The sequence below is a fragment of the Ensifer sp. SL37 genome, from assembly GCF_026672675.1.
Lineage (GTDB): Bacteria > Pseudomonadota > Alphaproteobacteria > Rhizobiales > Rhizobiaceae > Ensifer > Ensifer adhaerens.
Map to the genome: position 1 here is coordinate 4,004,373 of NZ_JAPPRN010000006.1, position 26,857 is coordinate 4,031,229.

At 62.9% G+C, this 26,857-nt stretch carries 22 protein-coding genes; 16 read left to right on the top strand and 6 right to left on the bottom strand.

What is annotated here, in order from left to right:
• The first annotated feature begins 11 nt into the window (after window positions 1-11).
• From OVA00_RS31780 to rpmG, 10 genes are all read left to right on the top strand, one after another.
• Complete coding sequence (locus tag OVA00_RS31780) at window positions 12-953, top strand: aspartate carbamoyltransferase catalytic subunit (protein ID WP_034795379.1); 942 nt, start codon at window positions 12-14, stop codon at window positions 951-953.
• Entirely contained in the window at window positions 950-2,242 is a 1,293-nt protein-coding gene (locus OVA00_RS31785) for a dihydroorotase (protein WP_090294505.1), read from the top strand. The genes OVA00_RS31780 and OVA00_RS31785 overlap by 4 nt, the downstream gene beginning before the upstream one ends.
• Window positions 2,243-2,272: 30 nt before the next feature.
• Complete coding sequence (gene plsY, locus OVA00_RS31790; RefSeq protein ID WP_034795374.1) at window positions 2,273-2,884, top strand: glycerol-3-phosphate 1-O-acyltransferase PlsY; 612 nt, start codon at window positions 2,273-2,275, stop codon at window positions 2,882-2,884.
• A complete protein-coding gene (dprA, locus tag OVA00_RS31795) occupies window positions 2,884-4,032 on the top strand; it encodes a DNA-processing protein DprA (RefSeq protein WP_268090314.1) in 1,149 nt (382 codons plus the stop codon). The genes plsY and dprA overlap by 1 nt, the downstream gene beginning before the upstream one ends.
• Before the next feature lie 229 nt (window positions 4,033-4,261).
• Window positions 4,262-6,928, top strand: a complete 2,667-nt coding sequence (topA, locus tag OVA00_RS31800) for a type I DNA topoisomerase (protein ID WP_060522211.1) — start codon at window positions 4,262-4,264, stop codon at window positions 6,926-6,928.
• A 2-nt stretch (window positions 6,929-6,930) separates the two neighbouring features.
• The gene (gene rnr / locus OVA00_RS31805; RefSeq protein ID WP_268090315.1) at window positions 6,931-9,303 is read left to right on the top strand and encodes a ribonuclease R; all 2,373 of its coding nucleotides are present in this window, start codon (window positions 6,931-6,933) and stop codon (window positions 9,301-9,303) included.
• 26 nt (window positions 9,304-9,329) lie between these two features.
• Window positions 9,330-9,785 carry a DUF983 domain-containing protein gene (locus OVA00_RS31810; protein WP_034795645.1) on the top strand — a complete coding sequence of 152 codons (456 nt, stop codon included), beginning with the start codon at window positions 9,330-9,332 and terminating at the stop codon, window positions 9,783-9,785.
• Entirely contained in the window at window positions 9,782-10,486 is a 705-nt protein-coding gene (locus OVA00_RS31815; RefSeq protein WP_442780566.1) for an NUDIX hydrolase, read from the top strand. The genes OVA00_RS31810 and OVA00_RS31815 overlap by 4 nt, the downstream gene beginning before the upstream one ends.
• A 13-nt stretch (window positions 10,487-10,499) precedes the next feature.
• Entirely contained in the window at window positions 10,500-11,684 is a 1,185-nt protein-coding gene (locus tag OVA00_RS31820; protein ID WP_034795359.1) for an MFS transporter, read from the top strand.
• A 93-nt stretch (window positions 11,685-11,777) separates the two neighbouring features.
• Window positions 11,778-11,945: a 50S ribosomal protein L33 gene (gene rpmG, locus OVA00_RS31825; protein WP_034795357.1), complete on the top strand. Its 168-nt coding sequence runs from the start codon at window positions 11,778-11,780 to the stop codon at window positions 11,943-11,945.
• Between the two features lie 579 nt (window positions 11,946-12,524).
• Here the strand turns inward: rpmG and OVA00_RS31830 are convergent.
• Together OVA00_RS31830 and OVA00_RS31835 are read right to left on the bottom strand one after the other, a co-directional pair.
• The gene (locus OVA00_RS31830; protein WP_060606566.1) at window positions 12,525-13,892 is read right to left on the bottom strand and encodes a PleD family two-component system response regulator; all 1,368 of its coding nucleotides are present in this window, start codon (window positions 13,890-13,892) and stop codon (window positions 12,525-12,527) included.
• A 17-nt stretch (window positions 13,893-13,909) separates the two neighbouring features.
• Complete coding sequence (locus OVA00_RS31835; RefSeq protein ID WP_003537642.1) at window positions 13,910-14,281, bottom strand: response regulator; 372 nt, start codon at window positions 14,279-14,281, stop codon at window positions 13,910-13,912.
• Window positions 14,282-14,437: 156 nt separating this feature from the next.
• On the opposite strand from OVA00_RS31835, the gene OVA00_RS31840 reads away from it, so the two are divergent.
• The 4 genes from OVA00_RS31840 to OVA00_RS31855 all read left to right on the top strand — a co-directional run bounded on the left by OVA00_RS31840 (window position 14,438) and on the right by OVA00_RS31855 (window position 18,180).
• Window positions 14,438-14,707 (top strand): DUF3572 domain-containing protein, encoded by a 270-nt coding sequence (locus OVA00_RS31840; RefSeq protein WP_034795349.1) that lies wholly within the window; start codon window positions 14,438-14,440, stop codon window positions 14,705-14,707.
• Between the two features lie 2 nt (window positions 14,708-14,709).
• On the top strand, window positions 14,710-15,351 hold the full coding sequence (locus tag OVA00_RS31845) for a hypothetical protein (RefSeq protein ID WP_113080908.1): 642 nt from the start codon (window positions 14,710-14,712) through the stop codon (window positions 15,349-15,351).
• 167 nt (window positions 15,352-15,518) lie between these two features.
• Entirely contained in the window at window positions 15,519-16,811 is a 1,293-nt protein-coding gene (locus tag OVA00_RS31850) for a DNA polymerase IV (RefSeq protein WP_268090316.1), read from the top strand.
• Between the two features lie 139 nt (window positions 16,812-16,950).
• Window positions 16,951-18,180 (top strand): L,D-transpeptidase family protein, encoded by a 1,230-nt coding sequence (locus OVA00_RS31855; RefSeq protein ID WP_268090317.1) that lies wholly within the window; start codon window positions 16,951-16,953, stop codon window positions 18,178-18,180.
• A 109-nt stretch (window positions 18,181-18,289) separates the two neighbouring features.
• Here the strand turns inward: OVA00_RS31855 and dnaE are convergent, their stop codons facing one another.
• A complete protein-coding gene (gene dnaE, locus OVA00_RS31860) occupies window positions 18,290-21,787 on the bottom strand; it encodes a DNA polymerase III subunit alpha (RefSeq protein WP_268090318.1) in 3,498 nt (1,165 codons plus the stop codon).
• A gap of 418 nt (window positions 21,788-22,205) precedes the next feature.
• Between dnaE and OVA00_RS31865 the strand changes: the two genes are divergently transcribed.
• Complete coding sequence (locus OVA00_RS31865) at window positions 22,206-22,775, top strand: hypothetical protein (protein WP_268090319.1); 570 nt, start codon at window positions 22,206-22,208, stop codon at window positions 22,773-22,775.
• 83 nt (window positions 22,776-22,858) lie between these two features.
• Entirely contained in the window at window positions 22,859-23,326 is a 468-nt protein-coding gene (locus OVA00_RS31870; RefSeq protein ID WP_268090320.1) for a DUF5680 domain-containing protein, read from the top strand.
• Between the two features lie 160 nt (window positions 23,327-23,486).
• On the opposite strand, the gene OVA00_RS31875 is transcribed toward OVA00_RS31870, so the two are convergent.
• The 3 genes from OVA00_RS31875 to OVA00_RS31885 form a co-directional block, all read right to left on the bottom strand.
• Entirely contained in the window at window positions 23,487-24,797 is a 1,311-nt protein-coding gene (locus tag OVA00_RS31875) for a lipoprotein-releasing ABC transporter permease subunit (RefSeq protein ID WP_268090321.1), read from the bottom strand.
• A 167-nt stretch (window positions 24,798-24,964) separates the two neighbouring features.
• Complete coding sequence (locus OVA00_RS31880; protein ID WP_268090322.1) at window positions 24,965-25,651, bottom strand: ABC transporter ATP-binding protein; 687 nt, start codon at window positions 25,649-25,651, stop codon at window positions 24,965-24,967.
• Between the two features lie 16 nt (window positions 25,652-25,667).
• On the bottom strand, window positions 25,668-26,857 hold a 1,190-nt coding region (locus tag OVA00_RS31885), incomplete at its 5' end, for a lipoprotein-releasing ABC transporter permease subunit (RefSeq protein ID WP_268090323.1).

The window sequence follows — 26,857 nt, forward strand, 5'->3', positions numbered from 1 at the left end:
AAGGGCGGCCCATGATCACTTTCCCGCATCGCCACCTGCTCGGCATCAAGGGGCTCACGGAGCAGGATATCACCTATCTGCTCGATCGCGCCGATGAAGCCGTCCAAATCTCCCGTCAAAGAGAAAAGAAGACGTCCACGCTTCGGGGTCTGACGCAGATCAACCTCTTCTTCGAGGCCTCGACCCGCACGCAATCTTCCTTCGAGCTTGCCGGCAAACGCCTTGGCGCCGACGTGATGAACATGTCGGTCGGCAATTCCTCGGTGAAGAAGGGCGAGACGCTGATCGACACGGCGATGACGCTGAACGCCATGCACCCGGACGTGCTGGTTGTGCGTCACTCCTCGGCCGGTGCCGCAGCCCTTCTCGCACAAAAGGTCTCCTGCTCCGTCGTCAATGCGGGCGACGGCCAGCACGAGCACCCGACACAGGCGCTGCTCGACGCGCTGACGATCCGCCGCGCCAAGGGCAAGCTCTCGCGCATCATCGTGGCGATCTGCGGCGACGTGCTTCACTCGCGCGTTGCGCGCTCCAACATCCTGCTCCTGAACCAGATGGGCGCACGGGTTCGGGTCGTCGCACCGGCGACGCTGCTTCCCTCCGGGATCGCCGACATGGGCGTCGAAGTCTACCACTCGATGGCCGAGGGCCTGAAGGATGCCGATGTCGTCATGATGCTGCGCCTGCAGCGCGAGCGCATGGCCGGGTCCTTCGTGCCGTCTGTACGCGAATACTTCCACTACTACGGGCTCGATGCGGAAAAGCTGAAGGCAGCCAAGGCGGATGCGCTTGTCATGCATCCCGGGCCGATGAACCGCGGCGTCGAGATCGCCTCGGAAATCGCCGACGGGCCGCAGAGCGTGATCGAACAGCAGGTCGAGATGGGCGTTGCCGTGCGCATGGCGGTTATGGAAACGCTGCTTCTCTCGCAGAACCAGGGGCCGCGCACATGACCAGACCACTCGTTCTGAAGAACCTTCGCATCGTCGATCCCTCGCGCAATCTCGATGAAGTCGGCACTGTTATCGTCGGCGACGACGGCCTTATCCTTGCTGCCGGTGCCGATGCCCAGAACCAGGGCGCGCCGGATGGCGCCTTCGTCAAGGACTGCGCCGGCCTCACCGCCGTTCCGGGCCTCGTCGATGCCCGCGTCTTCGTCGGCGAACCGGGAAGCGAACACCGCGAGACCTTCGAGTCCGCATCGCGGGCCGCCGCTGCCGGCGGCGTCACCACCTTCATCGCCATGCCGGAGACCGACCCTGTCATCGACGACATCGCGCTCGTCGAATATGTGAAGAAGACGGCGCGCGACAAGGCGCTCGTCAACGTGCATCCGGCCGCAGCGCTGACCAAGGGTCTTGCCGGCGAAGAGATGACCGAGTTCGGTCTGCTTCGCGAAGCGGGTGCTGTCTGCTTCACCAATGGTCGTCGCTCGATTCACGACACGCTGGTCCTGCGCCGCGCCATGACCTATGCGCGCGAATTCGGCGCCGTCATCTCCCTTGAGACGCGCGACAAGTATCTCGGTGCCAACGGCGTCATGCACGAGGGCCTGCTTGCAAGCTGGCTCGGCCTTTCCGGGATCCCGCGCGAAGCGGAGATCATTCCGCTCGAGCGAGACCTGCGCATCGCCGGACTGACGCGTGCCGCCTATCACGCCGCCCAGATCTCGGTTCCCGAATCGGCCGCCGCGATCCGTACCGCACGCGAGCGTGGCGCCAACGTCACCTGCGGCGTGTCGATCAACAATCTCGCGCTCAATGAGAACGACATCGGCGAATACCGGACATTCTTCAAGCTTTCGCCGCCGCTGCGCAGCGAGGACGACCGCGTCGGCATGGCCGAGGCACTGGCCGACGGCACAATCGATATCATCGTCTCCTCGCACGACCCGCAGGACGTCGACACCAAGCGGCTGCCCTTTGCCGATGCTGCCGATGGGGCGATCGGCCTGGAAACGCTGGCCGCGGCCGCGCTTCGCCTGCATCACAGCGGCCAGGTTCCGCTGATGCGCCTGATCGATGCGATGTCGACGCGGCCGGCGGCGATCTTCGGTCTCGACGCCGGTACGCTGAAACCCGGCGCCAAGGCCGATATCACCGTCCTCGATCTCGACGAGCCCTGGGTGCTTTACGAAGAGGCGATCGTTTCTCGCTCCAAGAATACGCCGTTTGAAAATGCGCGCTTTACCGGGCGGGTCGTGCAAACCTATGTTGCCGGCAAGCTGGTGCATTCGGCCTAAGCCGAAAGCGGTCGCGCGGGAGGGGAACCGGTGGATCTATTGTCCTGGCAGCTTGGGCTGCCCTTTACGCTCTTAAGCCTTGCCTTCGGCTATCTCCTTGGCTCGATCCCGTTCGGACTGATCCTGACGCGCATGGCCGGGCTCGGCGACGTGCGCAAGATCGGCTCCGGCAATATCGGCGCGACCAATGTGCTGCGAACCGGCAACAAGAAGCTTGCTGCCGCAACGCTGTTGCTCGATGCCCTGAAAGGCTCCGCCGCAGCGTTCATCGCATCCTACTGGGGCGTCGAGGCGGGAATCGCCGCGGGCTTTGCCGCCTTCATTGGCCATCTCTACCCGGTCTGGCTTGGCTTCAAGGGCGGCAAGGGTGTCGCCACCTATATCGGCGTCCTGCTCGGCCTTGCTCCCCTCATGGTGCTTGCCTTCGCGGTCATCTGGCTCGGCATGGCGAAAATCAGCCGCTACTCCTCATTGTCCGCCCTGGTTGCAACGGCTATCATTCCGGTTCTACTTTACGCGGCAGGCAACGAGAAGGTCGCCCTCCTCTTTACCGCCATGACGGTCATCACTTGGGTGAAGCACCGCGCCAACATTCGGCGGCTGCTCGCCGGCACGGAAAGCAAGATCGGAGACAAGGGATAATGTCTGACGCCAGCGCAGGACGAAACGGAGTGGCGCTGACCGAACGACAGAAGATATCCTGGCTCCGGCTCATTCGCAGCGACAATGTCGGCCCCATCGCCTTCCGCGACCTGATCAACCATTTCGGCACCGCGGAAAATGCGCTCGACGCCTTGCCTGAACTGTCGCGGCGCGGTGGAACCAGGCAGACCTATCGTGTGGCTTCCGTAAGCGAGGTCGAACGGGAACTCGAAGCTGCCCGACGCCATGGCGCTGTCTTCATCGGCATCGGCGAAGCAGCCTACCCCTCGGCACTCAGGCAGATCGACGGTGCTCCCCCTCTGCTCGCGATGAAAGGCGATCTCAGCGCGGCTGGCCGCCCGTCGCTCGGCATTGTCGGCTCGCGCAACGCGTCGGTCAGCGGCGCAAAGTTTGCGGCGATGATTGCGCTCGACGCCGGCCGCGCCGGTTATGTCGTGACCTCTGGCCTCGCGCGCGGCATCGATACGGCCGCCCACCGCGCCAGCCTTGATACCGGCACGATCGCTGCCCTTGCCGGCGGTCTCGACCGTCCCTATCCGCCCGAGAACGTCGGCCTGCTCGAAGAAATCACGGCCGGTCGGGGCCTCGCGATCAGCGAAATGCCTTTCGGCTGGGAGCCACGGGCGCGCGACTTTCCGCGCCGCAACCGCCTGATCGCCGGCATCAGCCTCGGCGTTGCGATCGTCGAGGCCGCGCACCGCTCCGGCTCGCTCATCACCGCGCGCTACGCCGCCGATTTCGGCCGGCTCGTTTTTGCGGTTCCCGGCTCGCCGCTCGATCCGCGCTGCCATGGCACCAACGATCTCCTGAAACAGGGCGCGATCGTCACGACCGGCCCGGATGACGTGATCGAGGCGCTGGCGCCACTCAGCCGGCTGGAGCTGCCGCTGCCGGGCGTGCGGGAACCGGATGGTCAGGCGCGGGCTGGTGTTCCGGTGAGCGCGAGCGACAGAGACCGCGCCGCGGTCAGCACCGCGCTCGGCCCAACGCCGGTCGAGATCGACGATATCGTCCGCCACACCGGGCTTTCGCCGGCTCAGGTCTATCTGCTTCTGCTGGAACTTGATCTGGCCGGTCGGCTTGATCGCCATGCTGGCGGCCTCGTGTCGCTCGCGACGCCCGAATGATGACAAGCCACAGCCACAGGCGGGCACGCCAGCGGGACCAATCACACGTTTCAGATCGCAGATTCAGCGTGTTTCCGCATGGTTCGCCCACTGGCCTCTCTTCGTTATTTTGGGCGAACCCCCTTGACCCCGTTCGAATCCCTGTCCATTTCGGGGCGTCGATATCAGGCGAAGTACGGCGCAAACGGCGCTGACGCCGAACCAGGACCGGTTGTCTCAGAAAATGACGATGAATGTTGTAGTGGTGGAATCGCCTTCCAAGGCAAAGACGATCAACAAGTACCTGGGCCCCGGCTACAAGGTACTGGCTTCGTTTGGTCACGTGCGCGACCTGCCGGCGAAGGACGGTTCGGTCCGTCCGGACGAAGACTTCGAGATGTCCTGGGAAGTCGACAGTGCCTCGGCGAAACGCATGAAGGACATCGCCGACGCGGTCAAATCCGCTGACGGCCTCATTCTCGCAACCGACCCGGATCGCGAAGGTGAAGCGATTTCCTGGCACGTACTTGACCTTCTGAAGAAGAAGAAGGTGCTCGGCGACAAGCCGGTCAAGCGCGTGGCCTTCAACGCCATCACCAAAAAGGCCGTTCTCGAAGCGATCGCTCATCCGCGCGACATCGACACCTCGCTGGTCGACGCTTACCTGGCGCGCCGCGCACTCGACTATCTCGTCGGTTTCAACCTCTCGCCGGTGCTCTGGCGCAAGCTGCCGGGCGCCCGCTCGGCTGGCCGCGTGCAGTCGGTGACGCTGCGCCTCGTCTGCGATCGTGAAAACGAGATCGAGCGCTTCATCTCCGAGGAGTACTGGAATATCTCGGCGCTCTTGAAGACGCCGCGCGGCGACGAGTTCGAGGCGCGTCTCGTTTCGGCCGATGGCAAGCGTCTTGCGCCGAAGGCTGTCGGCAACGGCGAAGAAGCAAATCGTCTCAAGACCCTGCTCGATGGCGCCGCCTATGTGGTCGATAGCATCGAAGCAAAGCCGGTCAAGCGCAACCCGTCGCCGCCTTTCACCACCTCGACACTGCAGCAGGCCGCCTCCTCCAAGCTCGGCTTCTCCGCTTCGCGCACCATGCAGGTCGCGCAGAAGCTCTATGAAGGCGTCGACATCGGCGGCGAGACGGTCGGTTTGATCACCTATATGCGTACCGACGGCGTGCAGATGGCGCCGGAAGCGATCGAAGCCTCGCGCCTTGCGATCGCCAGCCAGTTCGGCGACCGCTATCTACCGGAAAAGCCGCGCTTCTATTCGACCAAGGCGAAGAATGCCCAGGAAGCGCACGAGGCCATCCGCCCGACCGATTTCAACCGGACGCCGGACCAGGTTCGCCGTTTCCTCGATGGCGACATGCTCAGGCTCTACGACCTCGTCTGGAAGCGCGGCATCGCCAGCCAGATGGCATCGGCCGAGATCGAGCGTACGACCGCGGAAATCACTGCGGACAATGGCGGCCAGAAGGCCGGTCTGCGCGCCACCGGCTCGGTCATCCGCTTCGACGGCTTCATCGCTGCCTATACGGATGCCAAGGAAGACGGCGAACAGACTGATGACGGCGACGAGGATGGCCGCCTGCCGGAGATCAATGCGCGCGAAAACCTCGCCAAGCAGAAGATCAATGCCTCGCAGCATTTCACTGAGCCGCCGCCGCGCTATTCCGAAGCAAGCCTGATCAAGAAGATGGAAGAGCTCGGCATCGGCCGTCCCTCCACCTATGCCGCCACCGTCACGACCCTGCTCGATCGCGACTACATCACCAACGACAAGCGCAAGCTCATCCCCCAGGCCAAGGGACGGCTGGTGACGGCGTTCCTGGAAAGCTTCTTCACACGCTATGTCGGCTACGACTTCACCGCGTCGCTCGAAGAAAAACTCGATCAGGTCTCCGCCGGCGAGGTCAACTGGAAAGACGTGCTTCGCGACTTCTGGAAGGATTTCTTCGCCCAGATCGAGGAAACCAAGGAACTGCGCGTCACGAACGTGCTCGACGCGCTGAACGAGGAACTGGCGCCGCTGGTCTTCCCCAAGCGCGAGGACGGCGGCGATCCGCGCATCTGCCAGGTCTGCGGCACCGGCAAACTGTCGCTGAAGCTCGGCAAGTACGGCGCCTTCGTCGGTTGCTCGAACTATCCGGAGTGCAACTTCACCCGCCAGCTTTCCTCCGACAGCAACGGCGAGGAGGCGGCGGTCTCGAACGAACCGCAGGCGCTCGGCAAGGATCCGCATACCGGCGAGGAAATCACGCTCAGGAGCGGCCGCTTCGGCCCCTATGTTCAGCGTGGCGACGGCAAGGAAGCCAAGCGCTCGAGCCTGCCGAAGGGCTGGACGCCGTCGACGATCGACCACGAGAAGGCGGTCGCGCTGCTGTCACTGCCGCGCGATATCGGTGCCCATCCGGAATCCGGCAAGATGATCTCAACCGGGCTTGGCCGCTACGGACCGTTCGTGCTGCACGACGGCACTTATGCCAATCTCGAATCGATCGAGGACGTCTTCTCGATCGGCCTCAATCGCGCCGTCTCGGTTCTCGCCGACAAGCAGTCGAAGGCCGGTGCCGGACGGGGCCGCACCGCTGCCGCGTCGCTCAAGGAACTCGGTGACCATCCCGACGGTGGCCCGATCACCGTTCGTGACGGTCGCTACGGCCCCTACGTCAACTGGGGCAAGGTCAACGCCACCCTGCCGAAGGGCAAGGATCCGCAGTCGGTGACGGTCGAGGAGGCACTTGTGCTGATCTCGGAGCGTGCTGCCAAGGGCGGAACGGCCAAGGGGAAGGCAACCAAGGCCAAGACGACCAAGGCAGCGGCGAAGTCCGAGGACGGCGCCAAGGCGACCAAGGCTAAGGCCAAGGCGCCCGCCAAGAGCAAAACAAAGACGGCCGCCAAGGCCAAGAAGGACTGATCTTGACCAGAATACCGCGCGACCCGACCGAACAGTCCGGCAAGAGAAGCCAGGGCAAGAAGCCTGCTCGCGCGGCAAAGGCGGGATCGGCCCAGCCAAGCGAGCCGATCATCCACGGCGCGGTCCCGCCGCGTGACGTGCTGATGCGCTTCATCGCTGAAAACCCGGACCGCGCCTCCAAGCGCGAAATCGCCAAGGCTTTCGGCCTGAAGGGCGAGACCCGTGTCGAACTCAAGGCCCTGCTGAAGTCGCTGGAAGTCGACGGCCTGGTCGAAAAGAAGCGCAAGTCGCTGGTGCGTCCGGGCGCCCTGCCCCCGGTGACCGTGCTCGACATCACCATCCGTGATGTCGATGGCGAGCTGATCGGCCGCCCGGCCGAATGGCTCGACGACGATGGCGTCGCACCGGCGGTGCTAATCAAGCAATCCGCCGTCGCCAAGGGTAAGGGCAAGGCTCCGGTGGGCGGTCTCGGCGACCGCGTTCTCGCCAAGATCTTCCCGGCCAAGGAACGGGGCGGCCCGGCCTATACGGCGCGCATCATCAAGGTGCTGGACAAGCGCAAGGATGCCGTGCTCGGCGTCTTCCGCTCGACGCCCGGCGGCGGTGGCCGCCTGATGCCGATCGAAAAGCGCGGCGAGGAAATACTTGTTGATCCGGAGTTCACGGGCAACGCTGAGGACGGCGATCTGGTCGAGGTGCAGCTGTCGCGTCTCGGCCGTTACGGTCTGCCGCGCGCGCAGGTGCAGACCGTCATCGGTTCGGTCGCCTCGGAGAAGGCGATCTCGATGATCGCCATCCATGCCCACGGCATTCCCCACGTTTTCCCGGAACGGGTGATCGAGGAGGCGAACGCCGCAGGCCCCGCCACCATGGCGCACCGCGAGGACTGGCGCACGCTGCCGCTGATCACCATCGATCCGACCGACGCCAAGGACCATGACGACGCCGTTTATGCGGAGCCGGATCCGTCCGAGGACAATCCCGGCGGCGTCATCGTCACGGTGGCGATTGCCGACGTCTCCTACTACGTGCGTCCGAAGTCCGCTTTGGACCTTGAAGCGCTGAAGCGGGGCAACTCGGTCTACTTTCCCGATCGGGTCGTGCCGATGCTGCCCGAGCGCATCTCCAACGACCTCTGCTCGCTCAAGGAAGGCGTCGATCGCCCGGCGCTTGCCGTGCGCATGCGCTTCTCCAAGGAAGGCCGGAAGGCCGGCCATACCTTCCATCGCATCATGATGAAGAGTGCGGCAAAGCTCTCCTACCAGCAGGCGCAGGCAGCGATCGACGGCAATCCGGACGACAAGACCGGGCCGATCCTCGAGACGATCCTGAAGCCACTCTGGGAAGGCTATCGCATCCTCACGCGCGGCCGCGACCGGCGCCAGCCGCTTGAGCTCAACATGCCCGAGCGCAAGATCATCCTGAAACCCGACGGTACGGTCGACCGCGTGTTCGTTCCCGAACGCCTCGACGCGCACAAGCTGATCGAGGAAATGATGATCCAGGCGAACGTAGCCGCCGCCGAGACGCTGGAGCAGAAGCGCCAGGTGCTGATCTACCGCGTCCACGACCAGCCCTCGCTTGCCAAGCAGGAAAGCCTGCGCGAATTCCTGGCGACGCTCGACATCTCGCTCGTCAAGGGCGGGAACATGCGCTCGAACCACTTCAACGGCATCCTCGCCAAGGCCGAAGGCAAGCCCTTCGAGACCATGGTCAACGAGATGGTGCTGCGCTCGCAGAGCCAGGCGATCTACAGCCCCGAGAACATCGGGCACTTCGGCCTCAACCTCTTGAAGTACGCGCATTTCACCTCTCCGATCCGGCGCTATGCCGACCTGATCGTGCACCGGGCGCTGGTTGCCTCGCTCGGCCTTGGCGAAGGCGGGCTGACACCGCAGGAAGAGGCCGTACTCGACGACATCGCCGCCGAGATCTCGACTTTCGAGCGCCGTGCCATGGCGGCCGAGCGCGACACGGTCGACCGACTGATCGCGCATCATCTCAACGGTCGCGTCGGGGAGGAATTCGACGGCCGCGTTTCCGGTGTCACCAAGGCGGGACTCTTTGTCACCCTGCCGGCCTATGGCGCCGACGGCTTCGTTCCGATATCAACACTTGGACGCGACTACTTCATCTACGATGAGGCGCATCAGGCGCTTTCCGGCGAGAAGACCGGGCTCGGCTATCGCCTGGGCGATCCGGTACGTGTCAAGCTCGTCGAGGCCGTGCCGCTTGCGGGTGCGCTCCGCTTCGAGATGATCAGCGAAGGACGCAAGATGCCGACGGCAACGCGCTCCTTCCACAAGTCCGGTCGCAGGGATCGCACCGGCGCCCGGAAGAAGCCGGGGACACGGCCGCCGCGCGGCCGGCGATAGGGTCCCGATAGGACAGAGGAATGCACATGAAAGCGGCGTCAGGCGAAACACTTCATCTGGGCGGGTCCAAAAGCGACGAGCGCTCCGTTGGTCTTTCGATGAAGCGCGGCTTTCTCGGCCGCTGTCCAGCGTGCGGCAGCGGCAAGCTGTTTCGCAGCTACCTCAAGTCGGTTGAGACGTGCGCGGCCTGCGGCGAGCGCATGGACCACCACCGCGCCGACGATTTCCCGCCCTATATCGTCGTCACGATCGTCGGCCACCTCGTGCTTGCCGGCTACATGGCGACCGACCTCATCCTTCCGCTTAACAGCTGGCAGCATCTCGCTATCTGGGCACCGATCACCGTCATCAGCTCGCTGGCGCTGCTGCAGCCTGTAAAAGGCGCCGTCATCGGCCTGCAATGGGCGCTGAAGATGCATGGCTTCGGCGGACACGAAGATGCGCCTGAGGACGTGCTGCCCCCGAGAGACGAACGGGCATGAGGCCGGCGCGGGAGACGGGCAACGAGCCCAAGCCTCCGCGTCCCGCGATCATGCGGCCCCGGGATGCCGCTTCGATCATGCTGCTCGATCGAGTTGGCGGCCGCGTGCGTGTGCTTATGGGGCGGCGCCACAGTGCGCACGCCTTCATGCCGGATCTCTATGTGTTCCCCGGCGGACGCCGCGATACCGGCGATCATCGAATTGGCTTCGGCTCCGATCTCCATCCCTCCGTCCTGCGAACGCTGAAGGTGGCCGGCGCGCGCGGACTGTCGGATGCCCGGGCGCGCGCGCTCGCGCTTGCCGCCCTGCGTGAACTTTACGAGGAAGCCGGCATCGCCATAGGCGCGCCGCTTCCTTCGGCCGAAGCTCCCGTTCCCTTTCTTCCCGATCTTGCAAAGTTGCGCTATATGGCTCGGGCCATCACCCCTCCAGGCAACACGAGGCGGTTCGATACGCGCTTCTTCGCCGTGTTCGCCGACGAGGCCGAAATCGATCCCACGCGGTTCCTGGACAGTCGGGAGCTTCAGGATTTGCAGTGGATCGATGTGAACGTTACTCCGTCGCTACGGATACCTGACATCACCGCGGTCATCCTCGCGGACCTCAGGAACGGACTGGACGCCGATCCTTCGCTGCCCTGCGAACGACCGGTTCCACTCTATACCTCGCGCCATGGGCGCTTCGTGCGCACATTGCTCTAAGGATCCGCGTCAGATGTCACAGCCATCGCCCGGTACGGCTGCACCGGTTGAGGAAATTCACTGGCGGTCGCTGATCGCGGCCGTTGCTGCCATCAGCGCGGTCGGCATCGCCATCGGCCTCGGCCTGCCGCTGCTATCCATCATCATGGAGAAGCGCGGAATTTCCTCGACCCTCATCGGCTTGAATTCCGCCATGGCGGGCCTGGCATCGATGGTGGCTGCCCCCTTCACGACGAAGTTCGCCCACCGGCATGGCGTAGCGCCAACGATGCTCTGGGCCGTGCTGATCGCGGCCACCAGCGCGCTCGGCTTCTATTACATCACCAATTTCTGGCTCTGGTTCCCGCTCCGAATCGTCTTCCACGGGGCGATCACCGTCCTCTTCATTCTTTCCGAGTTCTGGATCAACGCGACGGCCCCGCCGAGCAAGCGCGGTTTCGTGCTGGGGATCTACGGCACATTCCTGTCGCTTGGGTTCCTGACCGGCCCGCTGCTGTTTTCGATCCTCGGCAGCGAAGGCCTGCTGCCCTTCCTCGTCGGCGCCGGCGTCATCCTCTTGGCATCCGTGCCGATTTTCCTCGCGCGCGACGAAAGCCCCGTCATCGACGAGAAGCCCGAGCGGCATTTCCTGCGCTACGTCTTCCTCGTGCCCACGGCAACGGCTGCCGTCTTCATATTCGGCGCGGTCGAATCAGGCGGTCTCTCGCTGTTCCTCATCTTCGGGACGCGGTCCGGTTTCAGCGAATCGCAGGCAGCGCTTCTGCTAACGGTCATGGGGGTCGGCAATTTCATCTTCCAGATCCCGGTCGGCATGCTCTCCGACAGGGTCAAAGACCGGCGCACACTGCTCTCGGCAATGACGCTGATCGGTCTTATCGGCGCGCTGTTCCTGCCGCTGTTGGTCGAGAGCTGGTTCCTGATGGCAATCGTGCTGTTGTTCTGGGGCGGCTGTGTCTCCGGCCTCTACACGGTCGGCCTCAGCCACCTGGGCTCACGGCTTCAGGGCGCGGATCTCGCCGCCGCCAACGCGGCCTTCGTGTTTTCCTACGCCGTCGGTACCGTCGCTGGACCGCAGGCGATCGGCGCGGCAATGGACGCCACCGGCAACAACGGTTTTGCCTGGGCGATCGCCGGCTTTTTCGGTCTCTATGTCGCGCTTTCGGTGGTCAGGATCGTTTTGAAACCAAAACGGTCTTGACTTTTCGGCCGCGATTTGTAGTTTCGCGCCAACCTTGCCCGTGGCCCGCAACCGGTTGTCCACGGCTTTCATTGTTACAAAGGCAGGACGACCATGGCAAAAGCCACCACCATCAAGATCAAGCTGCTTTCGACAGCCGACACGGGTTTCTTCTACGTCACGACCAAGAACAGCCGTACGATGACGGAAAAGATGACGAAGACCAAGTACGACCCGGTCGTCAAGAAGCACGTCGAATTCAAGGAAACCAAGATCAAGTAAGATCGCCGGTTTTCGGGAATTGAAGGGCGCCGACCGCAAGGTCAGGCGCCCTTTCCTTTTTAGGCCAATGCCTTGAGCATCTAGCGTAGGCGCTGAGTGAAACGGGTTCCACGCCAGGGGGAGGAAACGGCTCGCCCGCCCCTGCTCTTCCCCCAGAATCAAAACGCCGCCCCGAAGGCGGGACGGCGTGTCGGAAAGGGGGTCGGCTGGCCTCTGACTGCGGCACGAGGATTCCGCGGACGCCAAAAGCCAACCGACCGACCCCACGACCCAGGAGATGCGGCGGACCTGAGCATCATGGGGTAACGAATATCGCAGAAGGCTGGATGCCCCCTCTTTCATGAGCATCACCTGAAAATAAAAAAAAATCAACGAATTCTTAATGCGCGGAGCGGTGCCGCTCGGCGCATGGTTAATTCTGTATCAGACCTGGACAGGCACACTGCATGATCTCTGCTGCCACCCAAACTCCCCGGTAGCAACAGGTGACGCGAGAATACAACTTTGAATGCAGGCCGCAAGAGGCGGGCAAAGAAATTCCCTGGGGTGCTTTGAGGCCAGAAACGCAGGAGGCGCGGCTCAGGCGGCGGCTGCCACCACCCGATTTCGGCCTTCGTGCTTGGCCTGATAGAGCGCCGTATCGGCGCGCTTCAGCAGCGCTTCGGCCGTGTCGCTGCCGGGCCTGAGCGTGGCAATCCCCATGGACGCGGTGACCTTCAGGGGGCCGTCCGCCTGCGGGATCGCAAATGGCAGGCTTTCGATGATCGTGCGCAGACGCTCGGCGACACCGGCCGCCATTTCGGCTGACGTATCCGGCATCACCACGATGAACTCTTCACCGCCGAACCGGCAGGCAAGGTCGGCACCCCGCACCGTCGTGCGGATGCGATTGGCGAATTCCCGCAAGACTTCGTCGCCAACGTCATGGCCGTAGGTGTCGTTAACCTGCTTGAAGCGGTCGATATCGGTCATGCAGATGGACAGCGGCCGACCGCGCGCAGCAGCCCGATCCATCAGCAGTTTCAGGTGCGTGTCGAAATAGCGCCGGTTATGCAGCCCGGTGAGGCCGTCGGTGACGGCAAGCTCGATGGTTTGCTGCACGCTCGACCGCAGCCTGTCATTGCAGTGCTTGCGCCGGATCTGGGTCATCGACCGGGCAATCAGTTCATTGGGATCGACCGGCCGCATCAGATAGTCCGTCACGCCCAGATCGAGCGCGCGGACGACCAACTCGTCGCTGCCCTGCTCGGCGATCAGCAGGATAGGGATGAAACGGGTGCGCTCCAGCGAACGCAACTGCGAGCAGAGCCGCAACGGATCGTAGTCGTCGAAATTCGCATTGACGATGACGAGGTCGAAATTGTTCTCCGCCGCCTCGAACAATGCCGCCTGCGGATCGGAGATGACCGAGACCTCGGCAATCGGCTTGAGGGCGCGCTGCAGCCGCTCCTGCGACGAGCCGCGGCCATCGACGAGCAGGACGTTGCCGGGCTCGTCAGGCCGGTCCGCCCGGCCAACATCTTCAAGCCCGATCGTCTGCGCCGTCTGGGCCCGCAGGCGCAGCTCATCGCTGACGTTCTTCAGCCGCACCAAGCTCTTCACCCGCGACATCAGCTGCAGATCGTTGACGGGCTTCGTCAGGAAATCGTCGGCGCCGGCCTTCAGGCCTCGCACGCGATCAGAAGGCTGGTCAAGCGCGGTGACCATGACAACCGGGATATGTGCCGTCTTCGGGTTCGCCTTCAGCCGCTCGCAGACTTCGAAACCATCGAGACCGGGCATCATGATATCGAGCAGCACCAGGTCGATGGGCGTCTTTTCGCAGAGCGCCAGGGCGGCATAACCGTCATTGGCCGTCAGCACGTCGAAGTACTCGGCAAGCAACCGGGCTTCGAGCAGCTTAACATTGGCCGGAACGTCATCGACAACAAGAATACGCGCAGTCATATCAATTTTCCCGCCGCTCAGGCATCGCCCAGGTAGGTTTTGATCGTCTCAATGAACTTCGGTACGGAGATCGGCTTGGAGACATAGGCTTCGCACCCGCCCTGGCGGATCCGCTCCTCGTCGCCCTTCATCGCAAAGGCGGTCACGGCGATGACCGGGATGACGTGTAGCTCATCGTCTTCCTTCAACCACTTCGTCACTTCCAGACCGGAAACCTCCGGCAGCTGAATGTCCATGAGAATGAGATCGGGCCGATGCTTGCGCGCGAGCTCGAGCGCCTCCATGCCGTTGCGAGTCTGGATCGTCGCATAGCCGGAGGCCTCAATCAGGTCGCGGAAGAGCTTCATGTTCAGCTCGTTGTCCTCAACAATCATCACCTGTTTGGGCATGTCGATCCCTTGCTGTCCATCGTCACCTTGCAAGTCTCCTCAGGACAATTAACGTGCGGAGCCGACGACTCGACCCATTTCCTCAACGTCAGAGATAGGCCTATTTGGTTGAAAAATAGGTAACTCCGCACGTAAAAACCATACGGGGACAAACCATTGAAGAGCGCCGACGAAATCGCCATCGACATTCTCTCCTGGCTTGCCGGCGAGCCTGAGCTTCTGTCCCGCTTTCTGGCGCTGACCGGCACGGACCCAACGGCGTTGCGCAACGCGATTGCCGAACCCGGCTTCATGGGCGGGCTCGTCGCCTTTCTGATGGACCATGAGCCGACCCTGATGGCATTCTGCACGGCGACCGGTACGGCGCCTGAAGACGTCGTGCGCGCCCATATGGCACTTTCCGGCCACGCAGGCTTCGAGGATTGAGGGTGGCAAACGCGCCGACAGTTCACAGCATCACGCTTGGAAACCGCCCGCTGATCGTCAGCGACATCGACGATGTCGTGCTTGAATTCATCAATCCGTTCAAAGCGTTCCTTGGGAGCTGCGGCCATGTCCTCCTGCCCCGATCGTTTCGCCTGACCGGCAACATCATCACCCACGCGGACGAGCAGCCGGTGACGGAGCCAGAGGTCAAGATCCTGCTCGACACCTTCTACGGCTCGCAGGATCGTTGGCAAACGCCCGCCGCCAAGGTCGTCGAGACCCTGGCCGCATTGTCGGAGGAAGCCGATATCGTCTTTCTGACTGCGATGCCGCCGCAGCACGCCGCGGTTCGTCGCGCTCTTCTTGACCGGCTCGGCCTGCCCTATCCGCTGCTTGCGTCCGAAGAGCCGAAGGGGCCGATCGTCCAAAAACTTCACGGCAGCCGCACCGTCCCCCTCGTCTTCATCGACGACATGCTTCGCAACCTGCGATCGGTGAAGGATCACGCGCCGACCTGCCTGCCGATAAACCTCATGGCCGACTCGGAGTTCAAGGCGCTCGCGCCGAAGCTCGACGCCGACATCCGCGCCGTCGCAGACTGGCCGGAGGCAGCCGCAGCCATTCGCGCGCACTTCCGCGGCTAGCCCGGATCGGCTGCCCGTCGGCGCAAATTCAGCCGCGCCGGTGCTGCGCAAGACGCGCCCGGTGATCCTTTTCAACGGCGACAATTGCATTGTGATTTCCAATCGCGCCTCCTTGAGACTCGCTAGAGTAGAGCTTAAGGTCGCAATGTTCAATATTTGTTCCCGATATGCCCGACAGCGCTGCTCACTCTCCAGGCTTCTGCCGCGACTGCCTCAAGGAACAGGCGGCGTCGGTGCGGCGCTGCCTTGCCTGCGGCAGCCCGCGCATTCTGCGGCATGCGGAGCTCCATGACCTGACGCTGGCGCACATCGACTGCGACGCCTTCTATGCCTCGATCGAGAAGCGCGACAACCCGGAGCTTGCCGACAAGCCGGTGATTATCGGCGGCGGCAAGCGCGGCGTGGTCTCCACCGCCTGCTACGTCGCCCGCATTCACGGCGTGCGCTCGGCCATGCCGATGTTCAAGGCGCTGGAAGCCTGCCCCCAGGCCATCGTCATCAAGCCCAATATGGAGAAATACGCCCGCGTCGGCCGCGAGGTACGCACGCTGATGCAGGAACTGACCCCGCTGGTGCAGCCGCTGTCGATCGACGAAGCCTTCCTCGAACTCAGCGGCACGGAGCGACTGCACCACGATCCACCGGCACGCACGCTTGCGCGGCTCGCCCGCCGGATCGAGCAGGAAGTCGGCATCACCGTCTCGGTCGGCCTCTCCTATTGCAAGTTTCTCGCCAAGGTGGCGTCCGACCTTCAAAAGCCGCGCGGCTTTTCCGTCATCGGCCAAGCCGAGGCGCTGGAGTTCCTGCGCGAGAAGCCGGTGACCCTGATCTGGGGCGTCGGCAAGGCCTTTGCCGCCACGCTGGAGCGTGACGGCGTGCGCACGATCGGGCAATTGCAGACCATGGAGGAAGGCGACCTGATGCGGCGCTATGGCACCATGGGGCAGCGGCTCTTTCGCCTATCGCGCGGGCTCGACGAAAGAGCGGTCGAAATCGACGGCGAAGCCAAGAGCGTTTCCGCAGAGACGACGTTCAACGAGGATATCGCGCGCTATGACGACCTGGTCACGCATCTGCGGCGCCTCAGCGAGCAAGTGGCCCACCGGCTGCGAAAGTCAGAACTCGCCGGCCAGACGGTCGTTCTCAAGCTCAAAACCGCCGACTTCAAGATCCGCACCCGCAACCGGCGCCTGGATAGCCCTACCCGCCTTGCCGACCGCATTTTCCGCATCGGCCTGCAACTTCTCGAAAAAGAGGCGGACGGAACGAAGTATCGGCTGATCGGCATCGGCGTCAGCGATCTCTCCGCCCCGGATCTCGCCGATCCGCCCGATCTCGTCGATCCCGCGGCCACCAGGCGCGCTGCGGCCGAGGACGCGATCAACAAGCTGCGCGACAAATTCGGCAAGGCGAGCGTCGAAACCGGCTACACTTTCGGCACCAGAAAACGCGATCCGTGAGACCGCAAGCGTGCTTGCCCGAGCAGGCACGCTTCGCAAAGCGATCACGCAACCTTGATCGACAGCCCACACAGCAGGATGAATTCCTTAAAGATTGAAGGCTAGGTTTGTTCGCCAAGTCACGTGTTGGGTTGAGTGTATGGTATCGCGTTTCGCTCTCACCGCCAGCGTCGTCGCACTGCTTTGGTCGCCGGCTACCGGCTTTGCAGGCAGTCGCGGGCCGCTGCAGATCATCGTCTCGAAAGATCAGCAATCGCTCGTCGTCTATGACGGCGACGCTGTCATTGCGACATCACCGGTCTCGACCGGCAAGGCGGGCCACACGACGCCATCGGGCATCTTTTCTATCCTGGAAAAGCGGCGTCATCACAAGTCGAACATCTATTCGAACGCGCCGATGCCGTTCATGCAGCGGCTCACCTGGTCGGGCATTGCTCTGCATGGCTCCAACCATGTGCCGGACTATCCGGCGTCCCATGGCTGCGTGCGGTTGCCGAGTGAATTTGCTGCCTCGCTCTACAAGTTGACCGAGCGCGGCGTGCACGTGTTGATCTCCGACCGGCAGATAACGCCCTTGGAGGTCAAGAGCGCCCTACTCTTCCGCCCGGCCCCGATCGATCTCCAGCCGCCGCTTTCCGACGTGCCGCTCAGACCGGCGATCAGCCAGGCCGGCGATGCGCCGGTGGAAGTGGCGATGCGGGAGCCGCCCGGCGGCGCCAATTCGGCGCGATCCACCGAGGAGCTGATCCGTATCCTGATCACCCGCAGCGATACCCGCGACACCATGCGCGAGGTTCAGACGTCCCTGGATTTCCTCGGCTACGCGCCGGGCGCGATCGACGGCCATGCCGGGCCGGCGACGATTGCGGCCCTGCGTGCCTTCCAGGCAAGCGAAGGCATCGACGGCGACGGCAAGCTGACACCGGACCTGACCGACAGGCTCCTGCGCAAGGCCGGCCGTACGCCGCCGCAAAACGGCAAGATCCTCGTGCGACAAGGGTTCAAGCCGCTCTTTGAAGCCGGGCTTACGATCGACAAGCCGGAAGAGGCGCTCGGAACGCATTTCCTCCAGTTCCGGCACAATGAAGAAGAAGGTGCCGAAGGCAAATGGTTCGGCGTCTCGCTCGAGAACCACCTGCCCGCCTCGACGAAGAAGCGGCTCGGCATCTCCACGGAGGCCGATCCCTTCGCCTATAACGGCATCCAGCGCACGCTGGCGCGCATGACGATCTCCGACGATGTGCGCAGGCGCGTGGAAGCGTTGCTCGCCGAGGGCTCATCGCTCTCGATTGCCGATGTGGAAAGCGGGTTGGAGACCGGTCAGGGCACCGACTTCATCACCATTACTCGGACACGTCCCGGCGACTGATCTGCGAGACCGGCAGACAAGCACCCGGCGAGCGTCCCGCCGCGGGTCGATAGGTTCCAAGCCGGCTCAATCGCCGCTCCACTGCAATTCAGCGGAGCCCCGCCTCGGATTACACCAGTTCGACGTCGATGACGCCCGGCGCCGAGCGCAATGCTGCAGCGATCTCCGGCGAAATCCGGAACTTCTCGTTCAGTTCAACCTCGATCTCGCGCTGGCCATTGTCCTTGATGACGACGAAGGAGACGAGCCCGTCGCCCTTCGTGTTGAGGTGCGAGGCGATCGACTTCAGCGGCCCGGAATCGCGCACATAGACGCGCAGCGCCTTCTGCAGTTGCAGCGATTCTTCTTCGAGCGACCGCAGCGTCTGGATGCGCAGGCCGATGCCTTCCGGCCGCTCTTCCGCCGCCACGGTCATGACCAGCGACTTGCCGGGCTCGAGCAGGTCTCGATACTGGTGCAGCATCTCGGAGAACAGTACCGCCTCGAACTGGCCGGAGGAATCCGAGAAGGCGATGATTCCCATCTTGTTGCCGGTGCGCGTCTTGCGCTCCTGCTTCGAGGTTACGGTTCCGGCGAGCCTTCCGGCCGTCGCCCCCTTCTTCACAGCGCCGGCGAATTCGCCGAAGGTCTGCACGCGCATCTTGGCGAGCAGCGCATTGTAGGTGTCGAGCGGATGGGCAGACAGATAGAAGCCCAGAACCTGGAACTCACGGTGCAGCTTTTCCGAGGCAAGCCACGGCGTGTAGGTCGGAAGCGCAATGCGCTCCGGCCCGGTGGCCGCCCCTGCGCCGAACATGTCGCTCTGCCCGCTCGTCTTGTTTTCCTGAGCCCGCTGGGCAAACCCGAGAATACGATCGAGCCCGCCGACCAGCTCCGCCCGGTCGTAGCCGAAGCAATCGAAGGCGCCGGCGGCAATCAGGCTTTCAAAAACGCGACGGTTGAGCAGCTTGGGGTCGATCCGGAGGCAGAAGTCTTCGAGGCTTGCGAAGGCCTTGTCGCCTCGAACCTCGACGATGTGCTCGACCGCTGACTCGCCGACGCCCTTGATCGCTGCAAGCGAGTAATAGATGCGGCTTTCGCCCGTCTGGAAGTGCCGGAACGAGGTCTGTACCGACGGGGCGATCACCTCGATGCCCAGACGCTTGGCATCCTGGCGGAAGTCGTTGACCTTTTCGGTGTTGGACATGTCGAGCGTCATCGACGCCGCCAGGAACTCCACCGGATAGTGCGCCTTCATGTAGGCGGTCTGATAGGACACGATGGCGTAGGCTGCCGCGTGCGACTTGTTGAAGCCGTAGTTGGCGAACTTGGCGAGCAGGTCGAAAATGAGGTCGGCCTGCGGCTTCGACACCTCGTTCTTGACGGCGCCGTCGACGAAACGGGCGCGCTGCTTGTCCATCTCCTCCTTGATCTTCTTACCCATGGCGCGGCGCAGAAGGTCGGCCTCGCCGAGCGAATAGCCAGAGAGCACCTGGGCGATCTGCATCACCTGCTCCTGGTAAACGATAACGCCCTGCGTTTCCTTGAGCAGGTGGTCGATCTTCGGATGGATCGACTCGACCTCTTCCTCGCCATGCTTACGGGCGTTATAGACCGGGATGTTCTCCATCGGGCCTGGGCGATAGAGCGCCACGAGTGCGATGATGTCCTCGATGCAGTCGGGCCGCATGCCGATCAGCGCCTTGCGCATACCGGCACTTTCCACCTGGAACACGCCGACCGTTTCGCCGCGCGACAGCATCTCGTAGGTCTTCAGATCATCGAGCGGGATGCTCGCGAGATCGACCTCGATGCCGCGCTGCTTGACGAAATCGACCGCGACCTTCAACACCGTCAGCGTCTTCAGGCCGAGGAAGTCGAACTTGACGAGACCGGCCTGCTCGACCCACTTCATGTTGAACTGGGTGACCGGCATGTCGGAGCGCGGATCGCGATACATCGGCACCAGCTGCGACAACGGCCGGTCGCCGATCACGATACCGGCGGCGTGGGTCGAGGCGTGGCGGTAAAGGCCTTCGATCTTCTGGGCGATATCGAGAAGGCGGGCGACCACCGGCTCCTTCTCGGCCTCTTCCTGCAGGCGCGGCTCCTCCTCGATCGCCTTGGAAAGCGGCGTCGGGTTGGCGGGGTTGTTGGGCACCAGCTTGCAGATCTTGTCGACCTGACCATAGGGCATTTCGAGCACGCGACCGACGTCGCGCAAGGCGGCACGGGCCTGCAGCGAACCGAAGGTGATGATCTGCGCCACCTGTTCGCGACCGTACTTGCGCTGCACGTAGCGGATCACCTCTTCGCGCCGGTCCTGGCAGAAGTCGATGTCGAAGTCGGGCATCGAGACGCGCTCGGGATTGAGGAAGCGTTCGAACAGCAGCGAGAAGCGCATCGGATCGACGTCGGTGATCGTCAGCGCATAGGCGACGAGCGAGCCGGCGCCCGAGCCGCGACCCGGCCCGACGGGGATGTCGTGCTGCTTGGCCCATTTGATGAAGTCGGCAACGATCAGGAAGTAGCCGGGGAACTTCATGCGCTCGATGACGCTCAATTCGAAGGCCAGGCGCTCGCGGTATTCCTCTTGGGTGTAGCCGGGCGCCATACCGAGTCTCGCGAGACGGTCTTCGAGGCCCTCCTCCGCCTGGCGACGCAGTTCGTCCGACTCGGCGCGCTCGGCCTCCTCCGGATCCGCCGTCGCGCCGGTAAAGCGCGGCAGGATCGGCCCACGGGTCTTCAGCATGAAGGAGCAGCGCCGGGCGATCTCGATCGTGTTTTCCAGTGCCTCGGGCAGATCGGCAAACAGCGCGGCCATTTCTTTGCGGCTCTTCAGATAGTGGTCCGGTGTCAGGCGGAACCGGCTGTCGTCCGACACCATGGCGTTGTGCGCTACCGCCATCAGGGCGTCATGCGCCTCATAGTCGGAGGGCGACGGGAAGAAGGCTTCGTTGGTGGCGACAAGCGGAATGTCGAACTTGTAGGCAAGCTCGATCATCCGGCTCTCGTGCCGCCGGTCGTGGCCACCGTGGCGCTGCAGCTCGATATAGAGCCGATCGCCAAAGAGATCATGCAAGGCTTCGAGACGCGCTTCGGCGAGCGCCGTGGAGCCCGCCTTCATGGCGATATCCACCGGGCCACCGGACGCGCCGGTCAGCGCAATCAAGCCCTCGGTGCCGCATTCGCCAAGCCAGGAGCGCGTAATGCGCGTCGCCTGGCTGCCCTCGCCGCTGAGATAGGCACGGCTGACGAGATCGACGAGGCGCGTATAGCCGTCATCGGTGGCGGCGATGAGCACGATCGACGGCAGCTTGGCGAGCTGATGCCCATGGCCGCGCCGATCCCCCTCGGTCTCGTCCTCCATGTCGATCGACAGCTGGCAGCCGGTGATCGGCTGCAGCCCGTCACCGGCTGCCTTCTGCGAGAATTCGAGGGCTGCGAAGAGATTGTTGGTGTCGGCGATCCCGATCGCCGGCTGGTTATCGGCGACCGCCTTGCCGATGACCTTCTTCAGCGGCAGAGCGCCTTCGAGCAAGGAGAAGGCAGAGTGGACGCGCAGATGCACGAACTGCGGATCCGTGCCGAGCGCCTCACTCGATGCTGCCTTGCTGTCGTCTGCCATTGTCGCACCCTGATTCCTGTCCAGTCGGAAGGATATCCCGTTTATCGCCCGTCATGTCCAGATTCCCCTGACATGTCGTCCCCCTTATTCAACGGGGATGAGACGCTTTGCGGAGGTGCTTGAGAGAAGATGTTGACGCCCGCCTTCAGAGGCCGAGCGCAATGAAAGAGATGCTTGCGATGAACAGGCTCATCGACGCGAAGGCGGCGAGGTCACGAACAAAATCAGTCATAACATGGCTCCTTTTCCGTTATGTTTTTACTTTGTTCCATTTTTGTTCACGTGTCAAGCAGTGCACAGGCATTCTGTTCACGATGGTTAACATCGCGCCCGAATGCAGGTTAACTGACGACGAAGCCGCTTGAGGAAAGCGCGGCGCCCGCATATCAAGAGGAACGACCACGCGGAGCGCTCCGACATGCTTGCACGCCTGATTCTCCCCTTGCTGATCCTGCTTCCGACCACCGTCTCCGCAGCAGAGACGATAGACCCCGCCCGCATCGTCTCGGCGGCGACCGGCGACTGGAACAAGGACGGGAGCCCAGATCTCGCGCTCATCGTACGCCCCGCCCAAGGCAGCGACGAGGACAACGGCATCTATCTCTATCTCACCGGCGACAACGGCGCGCTGGCATTAAAGTCGGCCATTCCGAACAAGGTCTGGGGTCAGTTCGAACTCGTCGGCCAAGCGCCGTCGATCGAGGCGCTGCCGAGCGGCTCGTTGCTCATCACCAGTCAGAACGATGCCATCGGGCGCGACCGCTGGGAACAGAAGCTGACGGTCGCCTATCGCAACTTCGACTTCGTCGTGGCGGGCTACACCTACTCGTCCTACGATACGCTCGATCCGGACAACACCGCGCAATGCGACCTCAACGTGCTGACGGGCAAGGGCAAATCGAACGACAAGCCAATCACCGCGAAAGGCGAGCTCATCCTTCTCAAGGACTGGAGCGACGATCGCGGGCAGAAGGCGTGCGGCCTGTAATAACCGGGTGATTGTTCTCTATCTGTTCTTTACAGCTTCAGCGGATCGCGACATCCTCCGGCGCGAACGTATGAGGAACAATCATGGCCGCGCTCGAAGCACTCAGAGAATTCATCGTTGAAGCCAAATCAAAAACCTATGTCGGCGGCGGCGGGCAGCGACCGTCGTCACGCCCGGGTTCCCACGACATCGGCTACGAGCGGGATAGCTGGCGCTACTTCGACAGCTATTTCGGCGGGACCGATTTCGCAGGCCAGGAGACCGTGTGGCAGAATGACGAGCCGCACTGGGCGATGAACTACTTCGGCCGGATCATCCGTCCTGACCTCATAAACGGTGAAAAAGCAGGTGTCGTCATCAGGGCGGCGCTTCAGGCGATGTACCGCGACAAGCAGCATTTCCTCGGCGGCACGGAGTTCCGGCACGCCCATGGCTACTACATCGACAACAGCCGCGGCGACACCGCACATTTTTCCGGGCATGAGGTCATCTTCGTCGACGGCGAGGAAGCCTACGAGCTCGACTATCGCGGCGGTCTGATCAGGCGTTGAGGGCAAGGCCCGCAGCAAGTGACGCGCAGCGGTTCGCGAATCTGAAGGATCGCGGCGCGCTTTGGACGCCAAACGCCGCGGATGGCCGGCGAAGCTGGTAATCGCTGTGTCAGACGCACGCATTCATTCAAGAAACGACGTTGCAAGTCACAGCGTGGGGTCAATCGTAACGCAAGGCTTGCACCGGATCGAGGCGCGAGGCGCGCCAGGCCGGAAAGATCGTGGCGAGGAAGGAAAGGGTCAGCGCCATGACGACGACGAGTGCGGTCTCGTCTGCGTTCATATCGGCCGGGAGCTGGTTGAGGAAATAAAGCTCAGGGCTGAATATCGTCGTTCCCGAGATCCAGGAGAAGAACTGTCGGATGGATTCGATGTTGAGGCAGACGACGACGCCGAGCGCCACGCCCGCGACCGTTCCGGCAACGCCGATTGCAGCCCCCGTCATGAAGAAGATGCGCATCACCGAGCCGGAGGTCGCGCCCATGGTCCGCAGGATCGCGATGTCGCTGCCCTTGTCCTTCACCAGCATGATCAGGCCGGAGATGATGTTGAGTGCCGCGACCAGCACGATCAGCGACAGGATCATGAACATCACGTTGCTCTGGACCTCGAGCGTCGAGAAGAAAGTCTTGTTGCGGTCGCGCCAGTCGGTGATGAAGATTTGCCGTCCGGCCGCATCCTCGATCGGCTGGCGCAACTCCTCAACGACATCAGGATGCTCGACGAAGATCTCGATCGACTGGACCAGTCCCTCGGCGTTAAAGAACAGCTGTGCCTCTTCAAGCGGCATGAAGATGATTGTTGAATCATATTCCGACATGCCGATCTCGTAGATCGCCGAGACGGTATAGGCCTTCACACGCGGGTTCATGCCGAGCGGTGTCACGTCGCCGTTGGGCGAGGTCAGCGTGATGGTACCGCCGACCGTTATGCCAAGCTGCTCGGCCATACGCGAACCGATGGCGACGCCAGAGCCGGAGGCAAAGCCGACGAGATCGCCGGACTGGATGTGGTCAGAAACCGACTTCATCTTGCTCAAGTCGTCGGCGCGGATACCGCGCACCAGCGCACCGGTCGAGCTGTCACCGACCCCTTGCGCCAGGACCTGGCCTTCGACCATCGGGATCGCCATGGTGACGCCCTTGACGCCCGAAAATTTGGTCGCCAGTTCCGGATAGTTGTTGAGCGGACCGTCGATCGGCTGGACGATCATGTGGCCGTTGATGCCGAGGATGCGGGAGATGAGCTCGGTGCGGAAGCCGTTCATCACCGCCATGACGATGATCAGCGTCGCCACGCCGAGCATGATGCCGATGAAGGAGAAGCCGGCGATGACAGAGATGAAGGCTTCCTTGCGCCTAGAGCGCAGGTAGCGCCACGCCACCATGCGCTCGAAGGCGGAAAAGGGTCGGCTGGAGGACTTTTCAGGCCGCTCCGCGGCCTGCACCCGATCTTCGGTCACGGCGGTCATCCTGCCTTCCTTCGCCTCGTCACTTCGTTGCAACCAGCTTGTCGATCACCGCTTCGACGATCATCGAGGGCGGTCTAGATTTACGTCGAGAGACTGTAGGTGCGCCAGCGAAAGACAGGCTGACGTGGCGGCGTCCGAGTGGTCGTCGCGTCCGCCCTCCGGCACACTCACTTCATCTCGACGACCCTGCCGTCTTCGATCGTCACCCGCCGATCCATCAGTCCGGCGAGCTCGTGATTGTGCGTCGCGATCAATGCCGCGAGGCCCGACTGCCGTGCCAGCGCTTCCAGCGCCTCGAAGACATAACCGGCGGTCTCCGGATCGAGATTGCCTGTCGGTTCGTCGGCAAGGAGAACGAGTGGCGCGTTGGCAACGGCGCGCGCAATCGCAACGCGCTGCTGCTCGCCGCCGGAAAGTTCCGCCGGGCGGTGATCGGCGCGGTGGCCGATGCGCATATAGTCGAGCAACGCCCCAGCCCGCTCAGCGGCTTCCGCCTTGGGCAGACCGGCGATCAACTGCGGCATCATGATGTTCTCGAGTGCCGAGAACTCAGGCAACAGGTGGTGGAACTGGTAGACGAAACCGATTTCGTTGCGACGGATCGCCGTGCGCCGATCGTCGTTGAGCCCGCCACAGGACACCCCGTTGACCAGCACCTCGCCGCTATCGGGGCGTTCCAGCAGGCCCGCCACATGCAGCAGCGTCGATTTTCCGGTCCCTGACGGCGCGACCAGCGCCACAGTCTCGCCGCTTCTCAGCGTGAAGTCAGCACCCTTGAGGATGGAAAGGAACGTCTCGCCTTCCCCATAGTGTCGTTCGACGCCGGAAAGCTGCAGTGCCACGCGCGCATTCATTGAGGTGATGTCCTTGTCATTCGTAACGCAGGGCCTGCACCGGATCGAGGCGCGAGGCGCGCCAGGCCGGAAAGATCGTGGCGAGGAAGGAAAGGGTCAGCGCCATGACGACGACGAGTGCAGTCTCGTCTGCGTTCATGTCGGCCGGAAGCTGGCTGAGGAAATAAAGCTCTGGGCTAAACAGCGTCGTTCCGGAGATCCAGGAGAAGAACTGTCGGATGGATTCGATGTTGAGGCAGACGACGACGCCGAGCGCCACGCCCGCGACCGTTCCGGCAACGCCGATTGCAGCCCCCGTCATGAAGAAGATGCGCATCACCGAGCCGGAGGTCGCGCCCATGGTCCTTAAGATCGCGATGTCGCTGCCCTTGTCCTTCACCAGCATGATCAGGCCGGAGATGATGTTGAGCGCCGCGACCAGCACGATCAGCGTCAGGATCATGAACATCACGTTGCGCTCCACCTGGAGCGCGGAGAAGAAGGTCTTGTTGCGGTCGCGCCAGTCGGTGATGAAGATCTGCCGTCCGGCCGCATCCTCGATCGGCTGGCGCAACTCCTCGACGACATCTGGATGTTCGACGAAGATCTCGATCGACTGAACCAGTCCCTCGGCGTTGAAGAACAGCTGTGCCTCTTCAAGCGGCATGAAGATGATTGTTGAATCATATTCCGACATGCCGATCTCGTAGATCGCCGAGACGGTATAGGCCTTCACACGCGGGTTCATGCCGAGCGGTGTCACGTCGCCGTTGGGCGAGGTCAGCGTGATGGTACCGCCGACCGTTATGCCAAGCTGCTCGGCCATACGCGAACCGATGGCGACGCCAGAGCCGGAGGCAAAGCCGACGAGATCGCCGGACTGGATGTGGTCAGAAACCGACTTCATCTTGCTCAAGTCGTCGGCGCGGATACCGCGCACCAGCGCACCGGTCGAGCTGTCACCGACCCCTTGCGCCAGGACCTGGCCTTCGACCATCGGGATCGCCATGGTGACGCCCTTGACGCCCGAAAATTTGGTCGCCAGTTCCGGATAATTGTTGAGCGGACCGTCGATCGGCTGGACGATCATGTGGCCGTTGATGCCGAGGATGCGGGAAATGAGTTCGGTGCGGAAGCCGTTCATGACGGCCATGACGATGATCAGCGTCGCCACCCCGAGCATGATGCCGATGAAGGAGAAGCCGGCGATGACAGAGATGAAGGCTT